Below are 16,817 nucleotides of genomic sequence, written 5' to 3'. Positions count from 1 at the left end.
TTTTAATCAAAGAGGTGAAAGCGTTGCGACTCCCCCGCTCCACAGAACGTCTTTCATTTCGTTCTATGCAGCATAAAGACCACCCACTGCTGAAAAATATTTTTCAGGATAAAGACGTTATGCGCTATTACGCCGACTTAAAGTCCGAAAAAGAAATCAATGAATGGATCCATTGGAACAAAAGTCACTATCTATCATACGGGGTCGGGATGTGGATAGTGGAAGACCGGCACACTCAAAGCTTTATCGGCCAGTGCGGACTTGTGCCCGAAAGAATAGAAGGAAACATTTCTATTGAACTTGGGTACCTGCTCACCCCTGAAAACTGGGGACTGGGCTATGCTTCTGAATCAGCAGCTATGGTCCGGGATTTTGCATTCTATTCACTTGCCATCCCAAAGCTTGTTTCAGTCATCGATCCTGCCAATACGCCTTCTATTAAAGTAGCAGAAAACATCGGGATGACCTACCAGCGCCCTGTCAGGCGGTGGAACCGTTCCTTAAGCTTATATGCGGCTGAACGCTCCTAACGCAACTGTCACAATTCGTCCATTGTTCCGGCTTCCCTCTTGTGCTATGTTAACGATGTATTCTTATCGTGATTTTGCTATTAGAAAGGAAGGCCGTGCATGAATTCTCTCCAATCGCTTAGGTGGGCCGGTATTATTGAAGGAATCTCGTTTCTGCTCCTGCTCTTTATTGCCATGCCGTTAAAGTATGGAGCTGGCTTTGACATGGCTGTTACCGTTGTTGGAGCTGCCCATGGTGGATTGTTTATCTTATATGTAGCTATTGCTCTTTTTGTCTGGATCCAAAAACGCTGGCCGTTTCTGCGTATGCTCATTGCTGTTATTGTATCTGTCATTCCGTTTGGCCCGTTCGTGTTTGAACGAAGCCTCCGCCGCGAAGAAAATGACGAGCTCGAGCCTGACGCCGTTTTTTAAACCGAACCCTTTGTTCGGTTTTTTTCATGGACTGCTGAGGGTTATAGTAATTTCTTTTAAAACGTGATATAAAGAATTGAAGCTGTGAAAAATTTGCAGTTTTTACATAAACCAATTTCTGATGAACGAGGAGTCTCGATGTACATGATTGAATGGAAAAATATTTTACGCGGCATGGCCATGGGCGCCAGTGACGTTATCCCGGGCGTGAGCGGTGGCACTCTGGCATTGATACTTGGCATTTACTACCGGCTTTTGTCTGCGATCAGCCTGCTTTTTTCACGCCAGTGGAAGCAGCAGCTCGGCTTTTTAATTCCTTTGGGAGTAGGAATGGGGGCAGCTATCCTGTCGCTTGCCCATCTGCTCGAATGGCTGCTTGCCGAACATCCACAGCCAACGTTTTTCTTCTTTTTTGGGCTGATACTCGGAACGATTCCTTTTATTTTGTATAAAGTGAATTATAAAACAAATTTCAAAAAGAACCATTACGTCATTTTACTGCTCGCAGCCGTGATTGTCTTACTCTCCGGCCTTTTCCAGGGGGATGAGGAGACAGCTGTGATTGCTACCGGGAGCGCAGGAAGCTTTGCCATTTTGTTTTTCTCAGGCTGGCTTGCGAGCACAGCGATGATTCTTCCCGGCATCAGTGGTTCATTTGTGCTTGTGATTATTGGCGTTTATCAAACCGTCATTAATGCTCTGACAGAATTGAACCTGCCGGTGCTCTTCACCTTCGGCGTTGGCGTTCTTGTAGGAATAGCGATCATGAGCAAGCTATTGCGCTACATGCTGCATGCTCATACGGTGGGAACGTATGCAGTAATTACCGGCCTGCTTGTTGGTTCGCTTTATGTTATATTTCCAGGTTTAAATGACGGCGTAATTGCTTTCGTCGTAAGTCTCGTAACATTTGTTACCGGCCTCGGCCTGGCACTTTTTCTTGGCCGGATTGACCGCACAAGAGCAGTATAGTTTTTATTACAAACAGAAAAAGGCCGGCCGCGGATAAACCACCCGCAGCCGGCCCTTTTTATGCCTTTTAGGCTTTCAGCACATATATAATTAAACAAATCCAACCGGCAATAAAAGCAACTCCGCCTAAAGGAGTGACGGCCCCCAGCCAGGAAATGCCTGAAAGCGACAATGCGTACAAACTGCCTGAAAACAAAACGATACCTGCAAATAAAAGCCATCCGGACCACCCCACCAGTGCTGAACCTCCGCCGGTGTATGCTGCGACTGCACCAATAGCGATCAGCCCCAGGGAATGATACATATGGTACTGCGCGCCAGTCTGATACGTGTCAATCATACGGTCTGAAAGCCGGCCCTCCAGGCCGTGGGCTCCGAATGCCCCTATTCCTACAGCCATCGCAGCGTTCACTGCTCCTAATATCACGAGTACTTTCCAAAGCATGCCCAAATCTCCTTCTTTTTAAAAATCCAGTAAATTACCTTCCGTGGACGGAATTTCCTCTTCCTCCCCGGACGGTTCCCGGCGGGGGTTCCTTGCCGCAGTCACTCCCGAAGCAGAAGCTGGCGCCCCGGAACGAGGGGGCGATGCAACTGGCTGCTTCACTTCAGCCTCCCTTGAAGAAAGCAGAATATCGCAGTAGTTTCGAAGCGTTCTTGCATGCTCCTGCAGCGCCCGCTCGTCTCCTTTTTCCCCCTGCTCGGCGAGCTGGAGCAATTCCTCTTCCATTTTTTCAATCACGGTCTGAACAGATATCTGCATAAGCTCTGCCCTCCCTTTCTTTGCGTTCATCATAGTACAATTAGGATCCTGCCAAATTATATCATATGTGCAGCCCGCAGCCTTACGTTTCCTCTTATTGTCACGAGACGTTCGCAATTGGCTGATGCAAAAGAAATACCGGGGCGGAAAAACCGGCCCGGCAGGCAATTGCTTATTGACTGAACTCATTTTGAATTTCATGCATTTTCTGCACTTTATTTTCCCAGCATTTCGGGCTTAAGTCGACCGGGTATTCTTCCGGGTTTAACGAACGTTTGTATTCTTCCCATAAAAGCGGAAGATTTGATTGCATATAGGCCTGGATATCTGCCATGGAAGGCAGGCTGTAAACCAGCTTCCCATCTTTAAATATTGTTTCATGAAGATTCACAGCTTTGAAATTCCGGACCTTTTTGCTGATGTACGTATGCACGGGATGGAACATATGCAGTTCCTCCTGCTCGTTTGGCTCTTCCCCGGCAAGCGTAACGTAATCTCCTTCTGAGCGTTTGTTTTCAGTATTTATAATCCGATAGACGTTTTTCACACCGGGTGTAGTCATTTTCTCCAGATTACCGGATTTTTTTGCCCCAATCTTCATCGTGTCACGCATGCGGGCGTTATCGCCCTCAATGGCTACAAGCTTGTATACTGCCCCAAGAGCAGGCTGGTCATAGCCAGTAATAAGCTTTGTTCCGATGCCCCACGTATCAATCTCTGCTCCTTGGGATTTCAAATTGGTGATCGTGTACTCATCCAGATCTCCGGAAGCGATAATCTGGGTGTCGGTAAAGCCGGCTTCATCGAGCATTCGCCTCGCTTCTTTGGATAGATAGGCCAGATCCCCGCTGTCGAGACGCACGCCTTTAAAGCGGATATTTTCTCCCATTTCTTCTGCAACCTTAATTGCGTTAGGAACTCCGGAACGAAGGGTGTCGTACGTATCCACTAAGAACACGCAATCCGTATGGTGCTCAGCATACATTTTAAAAGCTTCATATTCAGTCTCGCAGGCCTGAACCATAGAATGCGCATGTGTGCCTGCTGTAGGGAGTCCGAATACCTTTCCTGCCCTGACGTTGCTCGTTACTTCAAAACCGCCGACAAAGGCTGCTCTGCTTCCCCATAAGCCGGCATCCAGCTCCTGGGCCCGCCGCAGGCCAAAATCCATCGCGCGCCCATTTCCCCCTGTCACCTGTTTAATCCGGGCTGCTTTCGTAGCGATCAGCGTTTGATAGTTCACCATGTTTAAAAGCGCCGTTTCGATTAACTGGGCTTCTCCAAGCGGCGCTTCTACTTTGAGCAGCGGCTCGTTGCCAAAGACAAGCTCGCCTTCTTTCATAGCATAAACGCTGCCGGTAAACCTGAGTTCCTCTAAATAGGAAAGAAAATCTTCTCCGTAGCCTGCTTCCCGCAAGTAGGCAAGATCCTCCTCTGTCATCCGGAAGTTTTCTAAAAAATTCACCACCCGTTCCAGCCCGGCAAATACGCCGAAGCCATTACCAAACGGAAGCTCCCGAAAGTATAGATCAAATACGGCATTACGGGTATGCATACCGCTTCGCCAATACGTTTCCACCATATTCACCTGATACAAATCCGTATGCAGCGATAAACTGTCATCTTCATAGCGTGTCATTCCAGTCCCCCTCCTAAAAAACCTGTCATTTATACTTTCCTGAGCCGTTTTTGCACTACTTGTACTTTTTCACTTCTTCTTTCCTTTGAAACCCGTTTCCATTTCCGCTTTTTTCCGGATTTATTTACATTTAAAAAAGAGTCCGCCCTAAAATTTAGGTGCGGACTCTTATACGTGTGTTTACTTCTCTACAAGCTCATAGCCATAGGCTTCGATCTTTGCGTAGTCTTCCTCATCAACCACCCAGTACTGGCCATCGTTATTGCGCACAATAACTTCCTTTTCCGATGCGTCTTCACGGGCGTTCTCAAGCTCGTCGAATTTTTTCGCCGGCACTTGAATATCTTCTACAATGATAAATGACATGAATAAAACACCTCCGTTGTTTCGAAAGTGTTCCCGTTCATTTCTTTATTCAAACAAATATAAAGAATTTTTTTGAAAAAGGGACTTTTTTATTAATACATTTCCAGCCTTCTAATTGTCAGCCGGAATTTTTGTTCCGGGCGGAGAGCACGGCTTTAATGCCGGCAATATTTAACCCCTGGTCAATAAGCTCTTTGATTTCCTGACACCGGTCAATATCATTCATCGAAAACAGGCGCTGGTTTCCTTGGTTTCGTTCCGGATCAACCAGCCCCTGCTCTTCGTAGTAACGGATTTGGCGAGCTGACAATGATGTGATTTCTTGTACCACGCTAATGGGAAAACAGGCAGCGCTACGAGGGATATTACCTTTCACCGCGCCCTCCTCCTTTTTAAATTTTTTCAGCCGGCCGTACGGGGCCGTTCATTTACGGCGGTGACTGAGATGGGCATAGACGTCTTGAAGTGTTTCGTATCCGAGCTCCTGGACTGTCTGAATGGAACGTACCCAGAGCTCGGCAGCCATAATGGCATCCCCGAGAGCATTGTGTCTTCCCTTTATAGGGACATCGTAATAGCTGCAGCAATCATCAAGCGAACGAAACTCAAAGTCCGGCGCAGCAATACTGAACACAAATGAAGTATCAAGCAGGCGGTGCTGAAGATTCGACCCCATTGTCCGGTACGTATACTTCTGCAAAAACTTTCGTTCATGACTGGCATGATGGGCTACGAGTATATCTGCCTGGGCAAATTGATAGAACTGCTCGAGAGCCTCGCTGATTGGCTGGCCGTCCGCCGCTAGCTCCTCCGCTGTTAATCCGGTAACCTCGCTTACCTCCGGGGACACAGCCTCCGGTTCACGAACAAGCGTATAAAAGGCGTCATCCCGCACCAGCCGGTTGTGTTTAATTTTAATAGCTCCCATCGACAATATCTTATCTCCGGCATCCGCATTAAAGCCCGAGGTTTCCAGGTCAAGGACGGTAACATTCAGCGAAGAAACCGATTTCTGCAGAGGCTGCTCCGCTTTTACGTCTTTTTGCAGCTGGCGCATGAAAGACTGGTGCTGGGGGTTCGTGGAGTCCAGGCCGCCAAACCGACTCGAAATACTGCGCATCCATTGGAACATTTAAAAATCACCCGACTCCATGATTTTTTTTGTATGCTGAAACAGGTGCTTTCCTTCTTTTAACGCAGACTTCAGTTCGGACTTCTGGGTTTTCGAAAGCTGCTGTACCGGCACGTAGTGAACGTCTTCATAGGCGTGCTGCTGCTCGGAAAACGAGGCCCGCAGCTCCAGCAAATTTTTAAAATGTACGTCTTTGCCCTGGACATAAGCATGCTTTTCTGACACCTGGCGGATACGTTCTATCGTGGAAGAAGCATACACTCTTTCATAAATGGCGAGCAGCCGAAGGGCATGAACATACGGGAAAAAACCTACGTCTTTTATATGCATCGAACCCGCATACGGCCCTTTCTCTTCCGGAAGAAGCTGCCTGAAAGCGTTGAGCCCCTTGTGCAGGTACGCGGTATTTTCCGATAACCGTCTTAACACGTCTTCCCGGCCGGCCTGCTCAAAGACATGCTCCTTCACTTCCTCAAGAAGCTTATCTTCTCCAAGCAGCGTTCTGGCATCGATGAAGGTGAGGAGGTGGCGGAACGGCCCCCATTCATCGGCTTCAATCCAGCCGTCCACCTGCTTTTTCCATCCTTCCACATCGTGACACCAGCGCTTATGTGAAGCCATAACCAACCCTTCGCACCGCGGATAGCCAACAATCGCCATCCCTTCCCGTATTTCCGCTCCCAGGCCGAGAAAATAATCCTGATGTTCATCGTCTCTGCCCTCGAAAACAATTCCATGGTCCTGATCACTGAATTTTGCCTGCTCCTGCCTTCCTGCGCTTCCCATAAGAAAAAAAGCAAAGTGAGCAGGAAGGTCTCCCCGCTCACTCTGGTGATGATGAACAGCAAGAGTAACCGTCTCTGAAATCCACTTATCGTGGGCTTCATTAAGCTTTACTGGCTCTCCCGCCAAATCATTCATCTTCTCTTCTTTGTCTTTTTTTATTTCTTCATAGCTCTTAAAGGAAGGTTCTGGTGAAAATCCCTGTACTTGTGAGAATGAAGAATTCGACATATTTTATGCTCCTGTTCTTTCTGAAGAATTGTCCAGAGTAGGCTGCACGTTCTCCGGATAACCGTATGCACCGTGCTCACTCATATCAAGACCCATAATTTCTTCTTCCTCCGATACGCGAAGTCCGCCGATAATCGATTTCGTAATCAAGAGTAGAATATACGAAGCAATGAAAGCGAACAACCCGCATGCTACGACACTGATAATTTGTACCCCAAGCTGGGTTAACCCGCCGCCGTAGAACAACCCGGCGCGGCCGCCATTCATCTCAGCAAGCTGTGGTGTAGCGAAGAAACCGGTAGAAATCGTTCCCCAGGCGCCGGCCATGCCGTGCACTGAAAGGGCGAAGATCGGATCGTCGATGTTGCGTTTTTCAAAGAAACGAACGCTGAAGAAGCAGAGCATACCGCCAATTGCACCGATAACCACAGATGCCCATGGTGCTACAAATGCGCAGGAAGCGGTAATTGCTACCAGCCCTGCAAGTGCTCCATTGAGCATGCTTGGTACGTCTGCTTTCCCAAGTACCGCCCAGGCAATCAAAAGCGCTGCAAAAGCACCTGCTGCAGCTGCAAGCTGCGTGTTCATAGAAACGTAACCAAAGAATCCGTCCGCTACCCCAAATGTACTGGCACCGTTAAAGCCGAACCAGCCGACCCACAGCAGAAGTACACCTAAGGCAGTAAATACCTGGTTGTGGCCTGGAAGGTTGTTAACTGAGCCATCTTTATTATATTTCCCAATCCGCGGCTTAAGTAAAATTGTTGCCGCAAGAGCACCCATTGCACCAGTGAGGTGGACTACCGTGGAACCGGCAAAGTCCTGTTTGCCAAGACCGGAGATCCAGCCGCCGCCCCAGATCCAGTGTGCTACGATTGGGTATACAATAGCAGAGAATAAAATAGCGAATACTACGTAAGCAGCAAGCTTGGCACGTTCAGCGAATCCGCCGAAAGCAATCGTAAGGGCAATCGCTGCAAACGCCAGCTGGAAGATAAAGTCGACGGCAGGCGTTAAACCGTCTGCAGTGCTTGCATCTCCGTAAAAGAAGTTCGAAAGCCCAATGATACCACCGACATCGTTGCCGTAAATAAAACCGTACCCGACAGCCCAGAAGACAAGTGAGGAAATTCCCAGTGTGAAGATTGTTTTTCCTGCAATATGACCCGCGTTTTTCATCCGGGTCGAACCTGCTTCCAATAGAATAAATCCACCCTGCATAAGAATAACTAAAATAAATCCAATCATAACCCAAAGGTTATCAAGCAATACTATCGGATCCACGTTTTTTCCCCCTCTGTTATTATCGTGCAAGATTCATGTGAACTTAGTTAACATCTTGCGTTAAATAGTATTTTACCGTTTAAATTTTCAGAATCTAGTATTGTGTAAGATAATCTCACACAAAAATATTGCCCTGATTATTTAAAAATTCGAAAAACCAGTGATACATAAGGAGTTCAAAAGGTTTGCTTTTTACGAAATAATTTTATTTCTATTATCATTGAAGCGTTATCGTAAAAAGCCAGCTCTTTTTAACATTTTCGCCTCCAAAGACAACAAAAAAAGACGATAAAATTAAATATCGTCCCAGCTGTTTATATCTATTTGTTTCAGCTATGCAGACTGCTTCTGGATCAGTTTCTGCAGCAGACGTACAAAAAACGGCAGGCAGATAAATAACACAAGCACTCTTATAATGTGAAGGCTCGACACAAGAGTAGGCTCAAGGTCTAACGCAATCGCTGTGCTGCTCATCTCCGCTGCCCCTGCCGGTACTGTACTGAGCAGACTCGTTACGTACGGCAGGCCGGTCGCAGCGTGAAACATCAGAGCAAGCAGCAGACTGAAAACAAAGTAAAAAGTCAGAAGTACCGCACTTGGCCGCCCGATTTCTTTTAATTTGTAAAATGTCGGGCGGTCAAAGCGGATACCAACCATCGCACCGAGCAGAGCCTGTCCGGCTCCGCCAATAACAGACGGCAGCCCATGGTCTGTGGTCACCACCCAGTGGCCGGCCACAAACCCGATAACCAAACCGTAAAACAGTGTTCCCGCCGGCACTTTATACAAATAATACAGCAGGACTGTCACTGCAACGCAAATGCCAAACACTCCCATTACTACTGGAGAAACTTCGGACACTGCCGGTCCGGCATTTCCCATCGAACCAATGTCTGCCGGGGTCGTAAGACCAATAAAAATTGGTATTGTTAACACAAACAGCGTTATACGCGTAGTGTGAAAGGCAGCAACCATCCGGTTATCAGCTCCGTAATCACTGCTTAAGCCGATCACCTCCGAAGCCCCTCCCGGCACACAGCAAAAATAAGCCGTCAGCGGATCCAGGTCCGTCCAACGGTTCATCAGCCATCCAAGCCCGACACCAAGCGCCATCGTTAAGCTGAGCGTAAGAATCAGCGGAAAAATGTACTGCCCTAGAAGGGCAAAGATGCCGGGCTCCATCATAAAACCAATGTTGCATCCAATCAGGGCAAGGACGGTGCGGAACGGCCAGCCATCAAAGACGAGCCGTCTATATGCCATGCCGCAGGTAACTCCTATGACAAGCCCGCCGAGCAGCCATCCTGCCGGAATCTGTAAGTAGGAGAACAAGCTGCCTGTGAATATGGCAGCTGCCAATAAAAGTAGTTTTGTTCCCTTCATCATGATGCCTTCTTTCCTCATTCATCCATATCGGTTACTATTATAGCACCCTGGTGCAATTGAAAAACCTTCCTGCTATTTCCTGCATTAATTGCATTTTGTTCACAGCAGAGGAGTTTAAACGGAAAATACGAAGGTTATACGGAAAGTATCATTCACTCTAAAGGAGGAAACATATGACAGCCGGCATTTATAATATCGAGGCCGTCGAGGCTGACGGCACGGAAAAAACGCTAAGTGAGTACCAGGGAGATGTACTTTTAATCGTCAATACCGCTTCAGAATGTGGATTCACTCCGCAGTATGAGGAACTGGAGGAGCTGTACCAACGCTACAAAAATCGGGGCTTTCAGGTACTGGGCTTTCCTTCAAACGATTTTGGCGGCCAGGAACCAGACACTATTGAAAACATCACGGAGTTTTGTGAAACCAACTACGGAGTCAGCTTTGACATTTTTGACAAAACCCATGCCAAAGGAAATGAAAAGCATCCATTGTTTGCCTGGCTTCTGGACCAGACTGCCCCCGGCCGCGAGATCGAATGGAATTTTGAAAAGTTTCTTGTTTCCCGCCGCGGCGAAGTTTTAGGCAGCTTCAAAAGCAGCACCAGGCCTACTGATCCGCAAATAACAAGTATGATCGAAACCGGGCTTGAACAGTCTTAAAAATTTCACATAAAAAAACAGCCGGCATCACGAATGTGCCGGCTGTTTTACTGCGTTATTTTGTCGTTGATGCATAATCGAATTCATCCGGGTGCATCCCGTAACGGGCGTTTTCGTTCATGCCGTTAATGGTGTCCATATCTTTCGTATCGAGTTCAAAATCGAAGACCTCCGCATTGGAGCGGATCCGTTCGGCTGTTACTGATTTAGGAATAGACACAACGTTGTGCTGGAGTGCCCAGCGTACGAGAACCTGTGCCGGCGTTTTGCCGTGCTTGTCAGCAATTTCTTTCACAGCATCGTGTTCGAGAAGGTCGCCCTTGCCAAGCGGTCTCCATCCTTCAAGTTGAATGTCATGGTTTTGGCAATATTCCAGCAGCGCTTTTTGGAACAGGCGCGGATGGAACTCTACCTGGTTAACCATCGGTGTGATTTCCGCTGTTTTTAGCAGCTCTTCGAGGTGCTGGTCCGTAAAGTTACTGACGCCTATGGCGCGCACCTTGCCATCTTTATACAGCTTTTCGAGCGCTCCCCAGGTTTCTTTAAACATTCCGGGCACCGGCCAGTGGATTAAATAAAGATCCACTACATCGACACCGAGTTTTTTACGGGAACGCTCAAAGGCTTCCAGCGCTTCGTCGAAGCCATGTTCGTTGTTCCAGAGCTTTGTGGTAATAAATAATTCATTACGCGGCACTCCACTTTCCTGAATCGCTTCTCCGACACTTTCTTCGTTGTCGTAAAAGGATGCAGTGTCAATAGAGCGGTAGCCTGTCTGCAGGGCTGTTAACACAGCATTTTTCACCTCATCGCCCTTTTCTGCCTGGTAGACACCAAGGCCGAGCCAAGGCATTTTTACTCCGTTTGCTAACGTTGTTGCAGATGTTTGGATACTCATGTCTGATCTTCCTCCTCTGTTGGAATACACCAGTCAATCTCCGGCCGCCCGGCTTCTTTTAAAAACTGATTTGTTTTTGAAAATGGACGGCTGCCGAAAAATCCCTTGTTTGCGGAAAACGGACTCGGATGTGGTGATTTAATGACTAAATGGTGCTCATTAGTAATAAGTTCTTCTTTCGCCTGAGCATGGCGCCCCCACAAAATAAATACAACAGGATACTCTTTTTCATTCGTCAGCCGGATAACTTCATTCGTGAAGTCTTCCCACCCTTTTCCTTTGTGCGAATTTGCTTCCCCTTTTCGCACCGTAAGTACTGTGTTTAGCAGAAGCACTCCCTGCTTTGCCCAGGAAACCAAAGACCCATGCCGGGGCCTTTCACATCCCAGATCTTCTTCAAGCTCTGCGTGAATATTTTTTAGCGATGGCGGAATAGAGACCTCCGGATTCACTGAAAAACTTAACCCATGAGCCTGGTTTGGCCCATGATAAGGGTCCTGGCCGAGTATAACTACTTTAGTATTTTCATAGCCAGTGTAATGCAGCGCATTAAAGATGTCGTGCATATCAGGATAGACGGCATGCTCCTGATATTCCTTTTTTAAAAATTCCCGCAGCTCCTGATAGTATTCTTTGTCGAACTCTTTCTTGAGTACAGGATCCCAGTCATTCTGCAGAATTTCCATCACGGCGTCGACTCCTTCATCAGCTGACTTCTTTTACTGTCCATCCTAAATCATTAATATCCTTTTTTTCGACAGATCAAACGTAGCCCGACCCAGAATTGTCAATAGAAAGCCACTCCTATCCATTGTTTTTGCTTTACGGGCGCGTTACGATAAAAGAACATGAATGTGAGACAGGAAAGTGAAGGAGCGGCAGGCCATGAACGATACTCATACAGAAGCAAGACAGCCAAGCAGCATTAAAGCCATTATTTCGTTAGTACTTGGTTTTGATGCATTTATTTTTCTTGTAATTCTTTTTCCTTTCAGCCTAATTTTTGGCATTATCGGTTTGTGGACCGGCCTCAAAGCATTGAAGGATATTAAGAACCATCATTACCGAGGCAGAAAAGCGGCCTGGGCCGGAGTGATTTTCAGCTTAATTGGAATGGTGACAGGAGCCATTATTACGTTAAATGTATTTGTGCTATGAGAAAAGGCCGGCGGTTTCAGATGTGTATATTCTGATAGCGCCGGCCTTTTTTGCATAAAAAAAGAAGCACCTGGCAAATAAATGTTTGTTTATCCTCTGCTAAAACAGTACTATATAACCACTAAATACATTTTACAGAGAGGTATACGAATAAAAAGTTTGCCCTTTCCGTAGGTCTTGTTTCTTTACTCTCATTGTCAGCCTGCAGCACTTCCGCAAATTCTGAAGCTGCTGGAGGGATCTTCTGCGAAAGAAGAACTGCAGGAAGAAACGGCAGAAACTTTCCTTGAACCCAGCAAAGAGACAGAAGCTACACCAACGTTATTGCTTCTATTACGGAAAGCGACGCAGACGACCGCCTATCAAAACTTATCAGAGCTTTCCATCCAATACCGGTTCGAAAGAAACACTGCTGCAACATGCTTATGACACCGGAAATACATCTTTGTTATAGTCGAATTCGCATATGAAGAACAATTAAGTGGCTACAATGATTAAAACTCACTCAAGCGCATACTCCTTCAAGAATAAGCGCTTTTTGCATAGCTTTTATTTATGATACGGACTTCCTGCGTTAATCTGTACAGCCCGGTAAATCTGTTCTGTAAGCATCAAGCGTATTAATTGGTGCGGAAAAGTCAATTTGGAGAATGACCATTTAAAATCAGCCCGTTTTAATACTTCTTCAGAAAGACCGAGCGATCCCCCTATAACAAAAATGATAGTACTGGTTCCCTGTACAGCTGATTCGTGAAAGGTTGCAGCCAGTTGTTCAGAAGAAATCATTCTGCCTTCCGGCTCAAGAGCGATCACATACCCACGTTCGGGAACCTTTTTGAGAATACGTGCCCCTTCTGTCTCCTTCACCTGCTCCTTCTCCTTCTCGCTTGCCTGTTCCGGTGTTTTTTCATCCTTTACTTCCACAATTTCCACTGAGCCTTGTTTCGTCAGTCTTTTTCTATACTCAGCGATTCCTTCATTGATAAATGCTTCTTTGCATTTGCCGACAGCAATGATTAATATATTCACAGGTACTCCTCCAAAGTCTTAATTTTCCACAGAAATTGTCCACATATTCACAAGTGAACGACCTTAAATTGACACGGTAAATACTGATCTTTTTGTAAAATACTCACAGACTGTGGATATTTTTTAGTGTTTATCCACAATTTTATACACACCCGGAGCTTTTTCTCTACCGTTTTCCACGGCATCATCCAACGCTTCTTCTAAGCGTTCTTCACAGCAGTATACCAAGGGGTTCCGTTGTTTCGCTTACCGATTTTTTCAGCATCCATTGTAGCACAAATTCTTTTTCCAGCCATCGCCCTCCCTATTTATCCACAAAAAAAGACCTTCGTTAAAAGGTCTTTAAATAATTTATTCACCTGTGGATGCAGTTTGGGTTAATTCTATCTCTGTAGTCTGCTTCTCTCCGTCCCGGTAATACGTTATAGTAACCGTATCCCCAATCTCAGCACTATTATACAGATACTCCCGGAGATCGCTGCCTCCCTGCACTTCTTCACCATCAATTTGCGTAATCACGTCGTTTTGCTCAAGGCCTGCCTCCTGGGCATCAGAATTTGGCTGTACCTGAGTCACATATACTCCGTGATCCACGTCTTCCGGAAGCCCTAATTCTTCCGTCCAGTTATAGCTTGACAGCTCAGAAATAGATTGAATGGCTACTCCCAGCTGCGGGCGTTCTACTTCACCGTCTTCTTCTAAATCCTCAATGATCGGCACAGCTACCGACGTCGGGATTGAAAAGCCGATTCCTTCCACGGAAGATTGTGCAATTTTCATCGAATTAATTCCGATTACCTGGCCGGCACTATTAACCAGAGGGCCTCCGCTGTTACCTGGGTTAATCGCAGCGTCTGTCTGCATAACGTCTGCTTCCCAGTCATTCTGGCCGTCCCCGTTGTAATCGACAGGGATACTTCGGTCTTTTGCGCTGATAATCCCTTCAGTTACCGTCCGTGTTAAATCTGTACCGAGCGGGTTCCCGATAGCGATAGCCTGGTCGCCAACCTGCACATCCTCGGAGCTGCCAAAGTCCGCGACGGTATTTATTTTTTCGCCGTCTACTTTTAACACAGCCAGATCAGTATAAGGATCGGTGCCGACAATTTCTGCTTCCAGCCGGGTATCATCCGCTAAGCTGATTTCTACAGAATTGGCTCCTTCCACTACATGATTGTTGGTAACAATAAATGCCGAGCCGTTTTCTTTTTTATAAATGACACCAGAGCCGGTTCCCTGTTCCACAGAGCCATCTTCCTGCCCCTCACTTCCCTGGCTGCCTTGAACGCCGGCGTTTTGTGCCTGTACCTGGTTAAATACTCCAACTACAGCTCCGGAGACTTTATCCGCTGCTGCTGTCACCGTACCGGAATCAGCGCTTACTTCCTCCGTGGAAACATTGGACCCGGAGCTGTCGTTTGAAAGATCAGCCGTCCCATCAACCGTTTCCGTGTTTTCCCCTGAAACTGAATCATATATAAAAGGTGCTGATACTGTCATTACCCCTGCACCGATAATGGCCCCCACAAAGCCTGCGATACCTACATTTCTGCGACTTCTTTTTTGTTTATGGCTTTCTTTTCTTGCATGATCATCATAATAACCCATATTCCGACACTTCCTTTTCCATAAGATACCGGGACTTCTTCCAGTGCTTTTGATGCAGGTTGAAACAAGAGCCCTTTATCATACCCGTCTCGGGTGCCGGGATGTATATTTATTGTACGAAGAAAAAGCAAGCTCCGTCTAGTAAAAGGGCGTGCTTTTGATAATTTTTTACGTTTATAAAAAATACCCGGCAGGTGTACTACATGTCTTAGGTTAGAGGGTATGCAGGCTGGTGGGAACAAACGGATCCGTATCGTAAAGGTGAAACGTATGGCCTATCCCTGTTTCCTCTTCCTCAAGTACCTGCTGCACCGTCATTCGTGCCAGGTCTTTCATATTATTATCCCGACTTAAGTGAGCAAGATAAATTCTACTCGTCCGGTCACCGACAACATCAGCGAGTGCATAGGCGGAGTCTTCATTCGATACGTGGCCGGAATCACCAAGGATACGTTTTTTAACATTCCACGGATAGTGGCCCATGCGCAGCAGATTAATATCATGATTTGACTCAAAAATGTACGCATCGGCATTTTTTACCGTGCCTTTGATCTGGTCGCTGACATACCCCATGTCTGTGGCAAGCGCCAACTTTTTACCTTCATGATGGAAAACAAAAAACATTGGATCCACAGCATCATGCGATACATGGAACGGTTCGAGCTCAATGTTTCCGAACAACGCCGGCTGATTCCGTTCAAGATGAAATTTTTGTTCGAGAGGCACCTTGCCGATCAGCCCTTCCATGGCCTGCCAGGTTTTTGGGTTGGCATAAACCGGCAGCTGGTATTTTCGGCTTAATACTCCCGCACTTTTAATATGGTCGCTGTGTTCATGCGTGATAATCAAGGCATCCAGTGCCGCTGGATCAACGCCGATGGCACATAAATTCTCCACTATTTTTTTGCCGCTCAAGCCTGCATCAATCAACAAACGCTGCTTTCCGGTCTGTACGTATATGGCATTACCTGTACTGCCGCTGGCAAGTACGCTGAACTGCAATGTCATTCTATCCTCCTGCTTTCTCTATTCACCGGCCGGTGCTTCTTCCCCGTTTTCTGCCGGTCCATTCTCTTCCGCATTTTCCTCAGAGCCGGTGCCGTTCTCAGGCACTTCCGGCTCGACCATAACGTCTTCTTCGCCGTTATTCTCCATAACCTGATCCCATGACTGGACACGCTGAGTTCTTGCGTTCACCAGGTACCTGGATTCTCCATTTACTTCTACAATATACATGGGTGTATATAAATAAACGTTTTCCCCCTGTGGTGTCACCTGGTTAAAGTAACCGACGCTCACATCGGTCACCGTATCGTTAGTCTGCAAAATACCGTTACTTGGGTTCCCCAGGGCTTCGATAGCATCCTCTGGGGGAATTGTACTATCGGCAGGAGTGGCGTCGAGCTCAAAATATGACTGGCGGAAGCCGACAATCTCGTTTTGGTCGTTAAACACCAGTTCAAGCTGAGCAGACGTCTCCGGCTTATATATTTGTTTATTGTCAAATGTCTGGTAGTAATACTGCCTGTTTAACTCTTCATCCATCTGGCCCTGCTCATAGTCTTCCGCTCTCCAGACATAATTGTTTAAAAAGGCAGCCAAATCTTCGTTCCGGTTATCCTCAGATATTTCTACCGGCTCCTCGAGGGTAGCGCTCATTCCAATCAATCGTTCGTTTGATATATACGTAATATCGTTGATGTTTGAATTACCCTCTACTTTCTGGGAGCGGTTGCCGCTTTCAAAATCCATGTAGCTCGCTTCGAGGTGAAGCTGTTCAATCCGCTCCGGAAGCTCCTCTTCCTCGTAACCATAAAGCCGCTGTTCCGATTCTTCTCCGCTCGTTTGAGAGGCGGAGCTTTGCTGGTAGTTGGTCTGCTGTTCTAAATAGCTAGAGAGCAAAAACGTATTAAGAAGCAGGAAAACAATAATAAAAATGGTCTTTGTTCTTGCCCAGTCCAT

19 protein-coding genes and 1 pseudogene are annotated in these 16,817 nt (G+C 46.8%); 5 read left to right on the top strand and 15 right to left on the bottom strand.

Annotated features, from left to right (window positions below; all coding sequences use genetic code 11):
• Positions 1-23 precede the first annotated feature (23 nt).
• From B5066_RS03190 to B5066_RS03180, 3 genes are all read left to right on the top strand, one after another.
• Positions 24-530 carry a GNAT family N-acetyltransferase gene (locus B5066_RS03190; RefSeq protein WP_079474513.1) on the top strand — a complete coding sequence of 169 codons (507 nt, stop codon included), beginning with the start codon at positions 24-26 and terminating at the stop codon, positions 528-530.
• A gap of 99 nt (positions 531-629) precedes the next feature.
• Positions 630-944 carry a DUF3817 domain-containing protein gene (locus B5066_RS03185; protein WP_079474512.1) on the top strand — a complete coding sequence of 105 codons (315 nt, stop codon included), beginning with the start codon at positions 630-632 and terminating at the stop codon, positions 942-944.
• A 144-nt stretch (positions 945-1,088) separates the two neighbouring features.
• On the top strand, positions 1,089-1,916 hold the full coding sequence (locus tag B5066_RS03180; RefSeq protein WP_079474511.1) for a DUF368 domain-containing protein: 828 nt from the start codon (positions 1,089-1,091) through the stop codon (positions 1,914-1,916).
• 67 nt (positions 1,917-1,983) lie between these two features.
• On the opposite strand, the gene B5066_RS03175 is transcribed toward B5066_RS03180, so the two are convergent.
• The 9 genes and pseudogenes from B5066_RS03175 to B5066_RS03135 all read right to left on the bottom strand — a co-directional run bounded on the left by B5066_RS03175 (position 1,984) and on the right by B5066_RS03135 (position 9,497).
• Positions 1,984-2,361 carry a DUF423 domain-containing protein gene (locus B5066_RS03175; protein ID WP_079474510.1) on the bottom strand — a complete coding sequence of 126 codons (378 nt, stop codon included), beginning with the start codon at positions 2,359-2,361 and terminating at the stop codon, positions 1,984-1,986.
• A gap of 18 nt (positions 2,362-2,379) precedes the next feature.
• Complete coding sequence (locus B5066_RS03170; protein ID WP_079474509.1) at positions 2,380-2,679, bottom strand: DUF5327 family protein; 300 nt, start codon at positions 2,677-2,679, stop codon at positions 2,380-2,382.
• Positions 2,680-2,851: 172 nt separating this feature from the next.
• Entirely contained in the window at positions 2,852-4,318 is a 1,467-nt protein-coding gene (locus tag B5066_RS03165; RefSeq protein ID WP_079474508.1) for a nicotinate phosphoribosyltransferase, read from the bottom strand.
• Between the two features lie 180 nt (positions 4,319-4,498).
• Positions 4,499-4,684 (bottom strand): hypothetical protein, encoded by a 186-nt coding sequence (locus B5066_RS03160; RefSeq protein WP_022792988.1) that lies wholly within the window; start codon positions 4,682-4,684, stop codon positions 4,499-4,501.
• A gap of 130 nt (positions 4,685-4,814) precedes the next feature.
• Positions 4,815-5,060, bottom strand: a pseudogene (locus tag B5066_RS03155) (MerR family transcriptional regulator); the annotation flags it as partial.
• Between the two features lie 48 nt (positions 5,061-5,108).
• Positions 5,109-5,816 (bottom strand): exonuclease domain-containing protein, encoded by a 708-nt coding sequence (locus B5066_RS03150; RefSeq protein ID WP_079474506.1) that lies wholly within the window; start codon positions 5,814-5,816, stop codon positions 5,109-5,111.
• Positions 5,817-6,830 carry a DUF294 nucleotidyltransferase-like domain-containing protein gene (locus B5066_RS03145; protein ID WP_079474505.1) on the bottom strand — a complete coding sequence of 338 codons (1,014 nt, stop codon included), beginning with the start codon at positions 6,828-6,830 and terminating at the stop codon, positions 5,817-5,819.
• Positions 6,831-6,833: 3 nt separating this feature from the next.
• The gene (locus B5066_RS03140) at positions 6,834-8,114 is read right to left on the bottom strand and encodes an ammonium transporter (protein WP_079474504.1); all 1,281 of its coding nucleotides are present in this window, start codon (positions 8,112-8,114) and stop codon (positions 6,834-6,836) included.
• Between the two features lie 333 nt (positions 8,115-8,447).
• The gene (locus B5066_RS03135; RefSeq protein WP_179124019.1) at positions 8,448-9,497 is read right to left on the bottom strand and encodes an AbrB family transcriptional regulator; all 1,050 of its coding nucleotides are present in this window, start codon (positions 9,495-9,497) and stop codon (positions 8,448-8,450) included.
• 176 nt (positions 9,498-9,673) lie between these two features.
• On the opposite strand from B5066_RS03135, the gene B5066_RS03130 reads away from it, so the two are divergent.
• Positions 9,674-10,162: a glutathione peroxidase gene (locus tag B5066_RS03130; protein WP_079474502.1), complete on the top strand. Its 489-nt coding sequence runs from the start codon at positions 9,674-9,676 to the stop codon at positions 10,160-10,162.
• A 55-nt stretch (positions 10,163-10,217) separates the two neighbouring features.
• Here the strand turns inward: B5066_RS03130 and B5066_RS03125 are convergent, their stop codons facing one another.
• Complete coding sequence (locus tag B5066_RS03125) at positions 10,218-11,060, bottom strand: aldo/keto reductase (RefSeq protein ID WP_079474501.1); 843 nt, start codon at positions 11,058-11,060, stop codon at positions 10,218-10,220.
• On the bottom strand, positions 11,057-11,746 hold the full coding sequence (locus B5066_RS03120) for a uracil-DNA glycosylase (protein WP_079474500.1): 690 nt from the start codon (positions 11,744-11,746) through the stop codon (positions 11,057-11,059). Before B5066_RS03120 ends, B5066_RS03125 begins: the two co-directional genes overlap by 4 nt.
• Positions 11,747-11,945: 199 nt before the next feature.
• Here B5066_RS03120 and B5066_RS03115 point away from each other — a divergent pair, with 199 nt between their 5' ends.
• Positions 11,946-12,218 (top strand): DUF4190 domain-containing protein, encoded by a 273-nt coding sequence (locus B5066_RS03115; protein ID WP_079474499.1) that lies wholly within the window; start codon positions 11,946-11,948, stop codon positions 12,216-12,218.
• A gap of 549 nt (positions 12,219-12,767) precedes the next feature.
• Here B5066_RS03115 and rlmH read toward each other — a convergent pair.
• The 4 genes from rlmH to yycI all read right to left on the bottom strand — a co-directional run bounded on the left by rlmH (position 12,768) and on the right by yycI (position 16,817).
• Positions 12,768-13,247 carry a 23S rRNA (pseudouridine(1915)-N(3))-methyltransferase RlmH gene (gene rlmH / locus B5066_RS03105; RefSeq protein ID WP_079474497.1) on the bottom strand — a complete coding sequence of 160 codons (480 nt, stop codon included), beginning with the start codon at positions 13,245-13,247 and terminating at the stop codon, positions 12,768-12,770.
• A 351-nt stretch (positions 13,248-13,598) separates the two neighbouring features.
• Positions 13,599-14,855 carry a S1C family serine protease gene (locus B5066_RS03100; RefSeq protein ID WP_079474496.1) on the bottom strand — a complete coding sequence of 419 codons (1,257 nt, stop codon included), beginning with the start codon at positions 14,853-14,855 and terminating at the stop codon, positions 13,599-13,601.
• A gap of 213 nt (positions 14,856-15,068) precedes the next feature.
• Positions 15,069-15,863: an MBL fold metallo-hydrolase gene (locus tag B5066_RS03095; protein ID WP_079474495.1), complete on the bottom strand. Its 795-nt coding sequence runs from the start codon at positions 15,861-15,863 to the stop codon at positions 15,069-15,071.
• Between the two features lie 18 nt (positions 15,864-15,881).
• Positions 15,882-16,817 (bottom strand): two-component system regulatory protein YycI, encoded by a 936-nt coding sequence (yycI, locus tag B5066_RS03090; RefSeq protein ID WP_158219095.1) that lies wholly within the window; start codon positions 16,815-16,817, stop codon positions 15,882-15,884.

This window comes from Marinococcus halophilus, assembly GCF_900166605.1.
Taxonomy (GTDB): Bacteria; Bacillota; Bacilli; order Bacillales; family Marinococcaceae; genus Marinococcus; species Marinococcus halophilus.
This window is presented reverse-complemented; position numbering and strand designations above follow the sequence as displayed.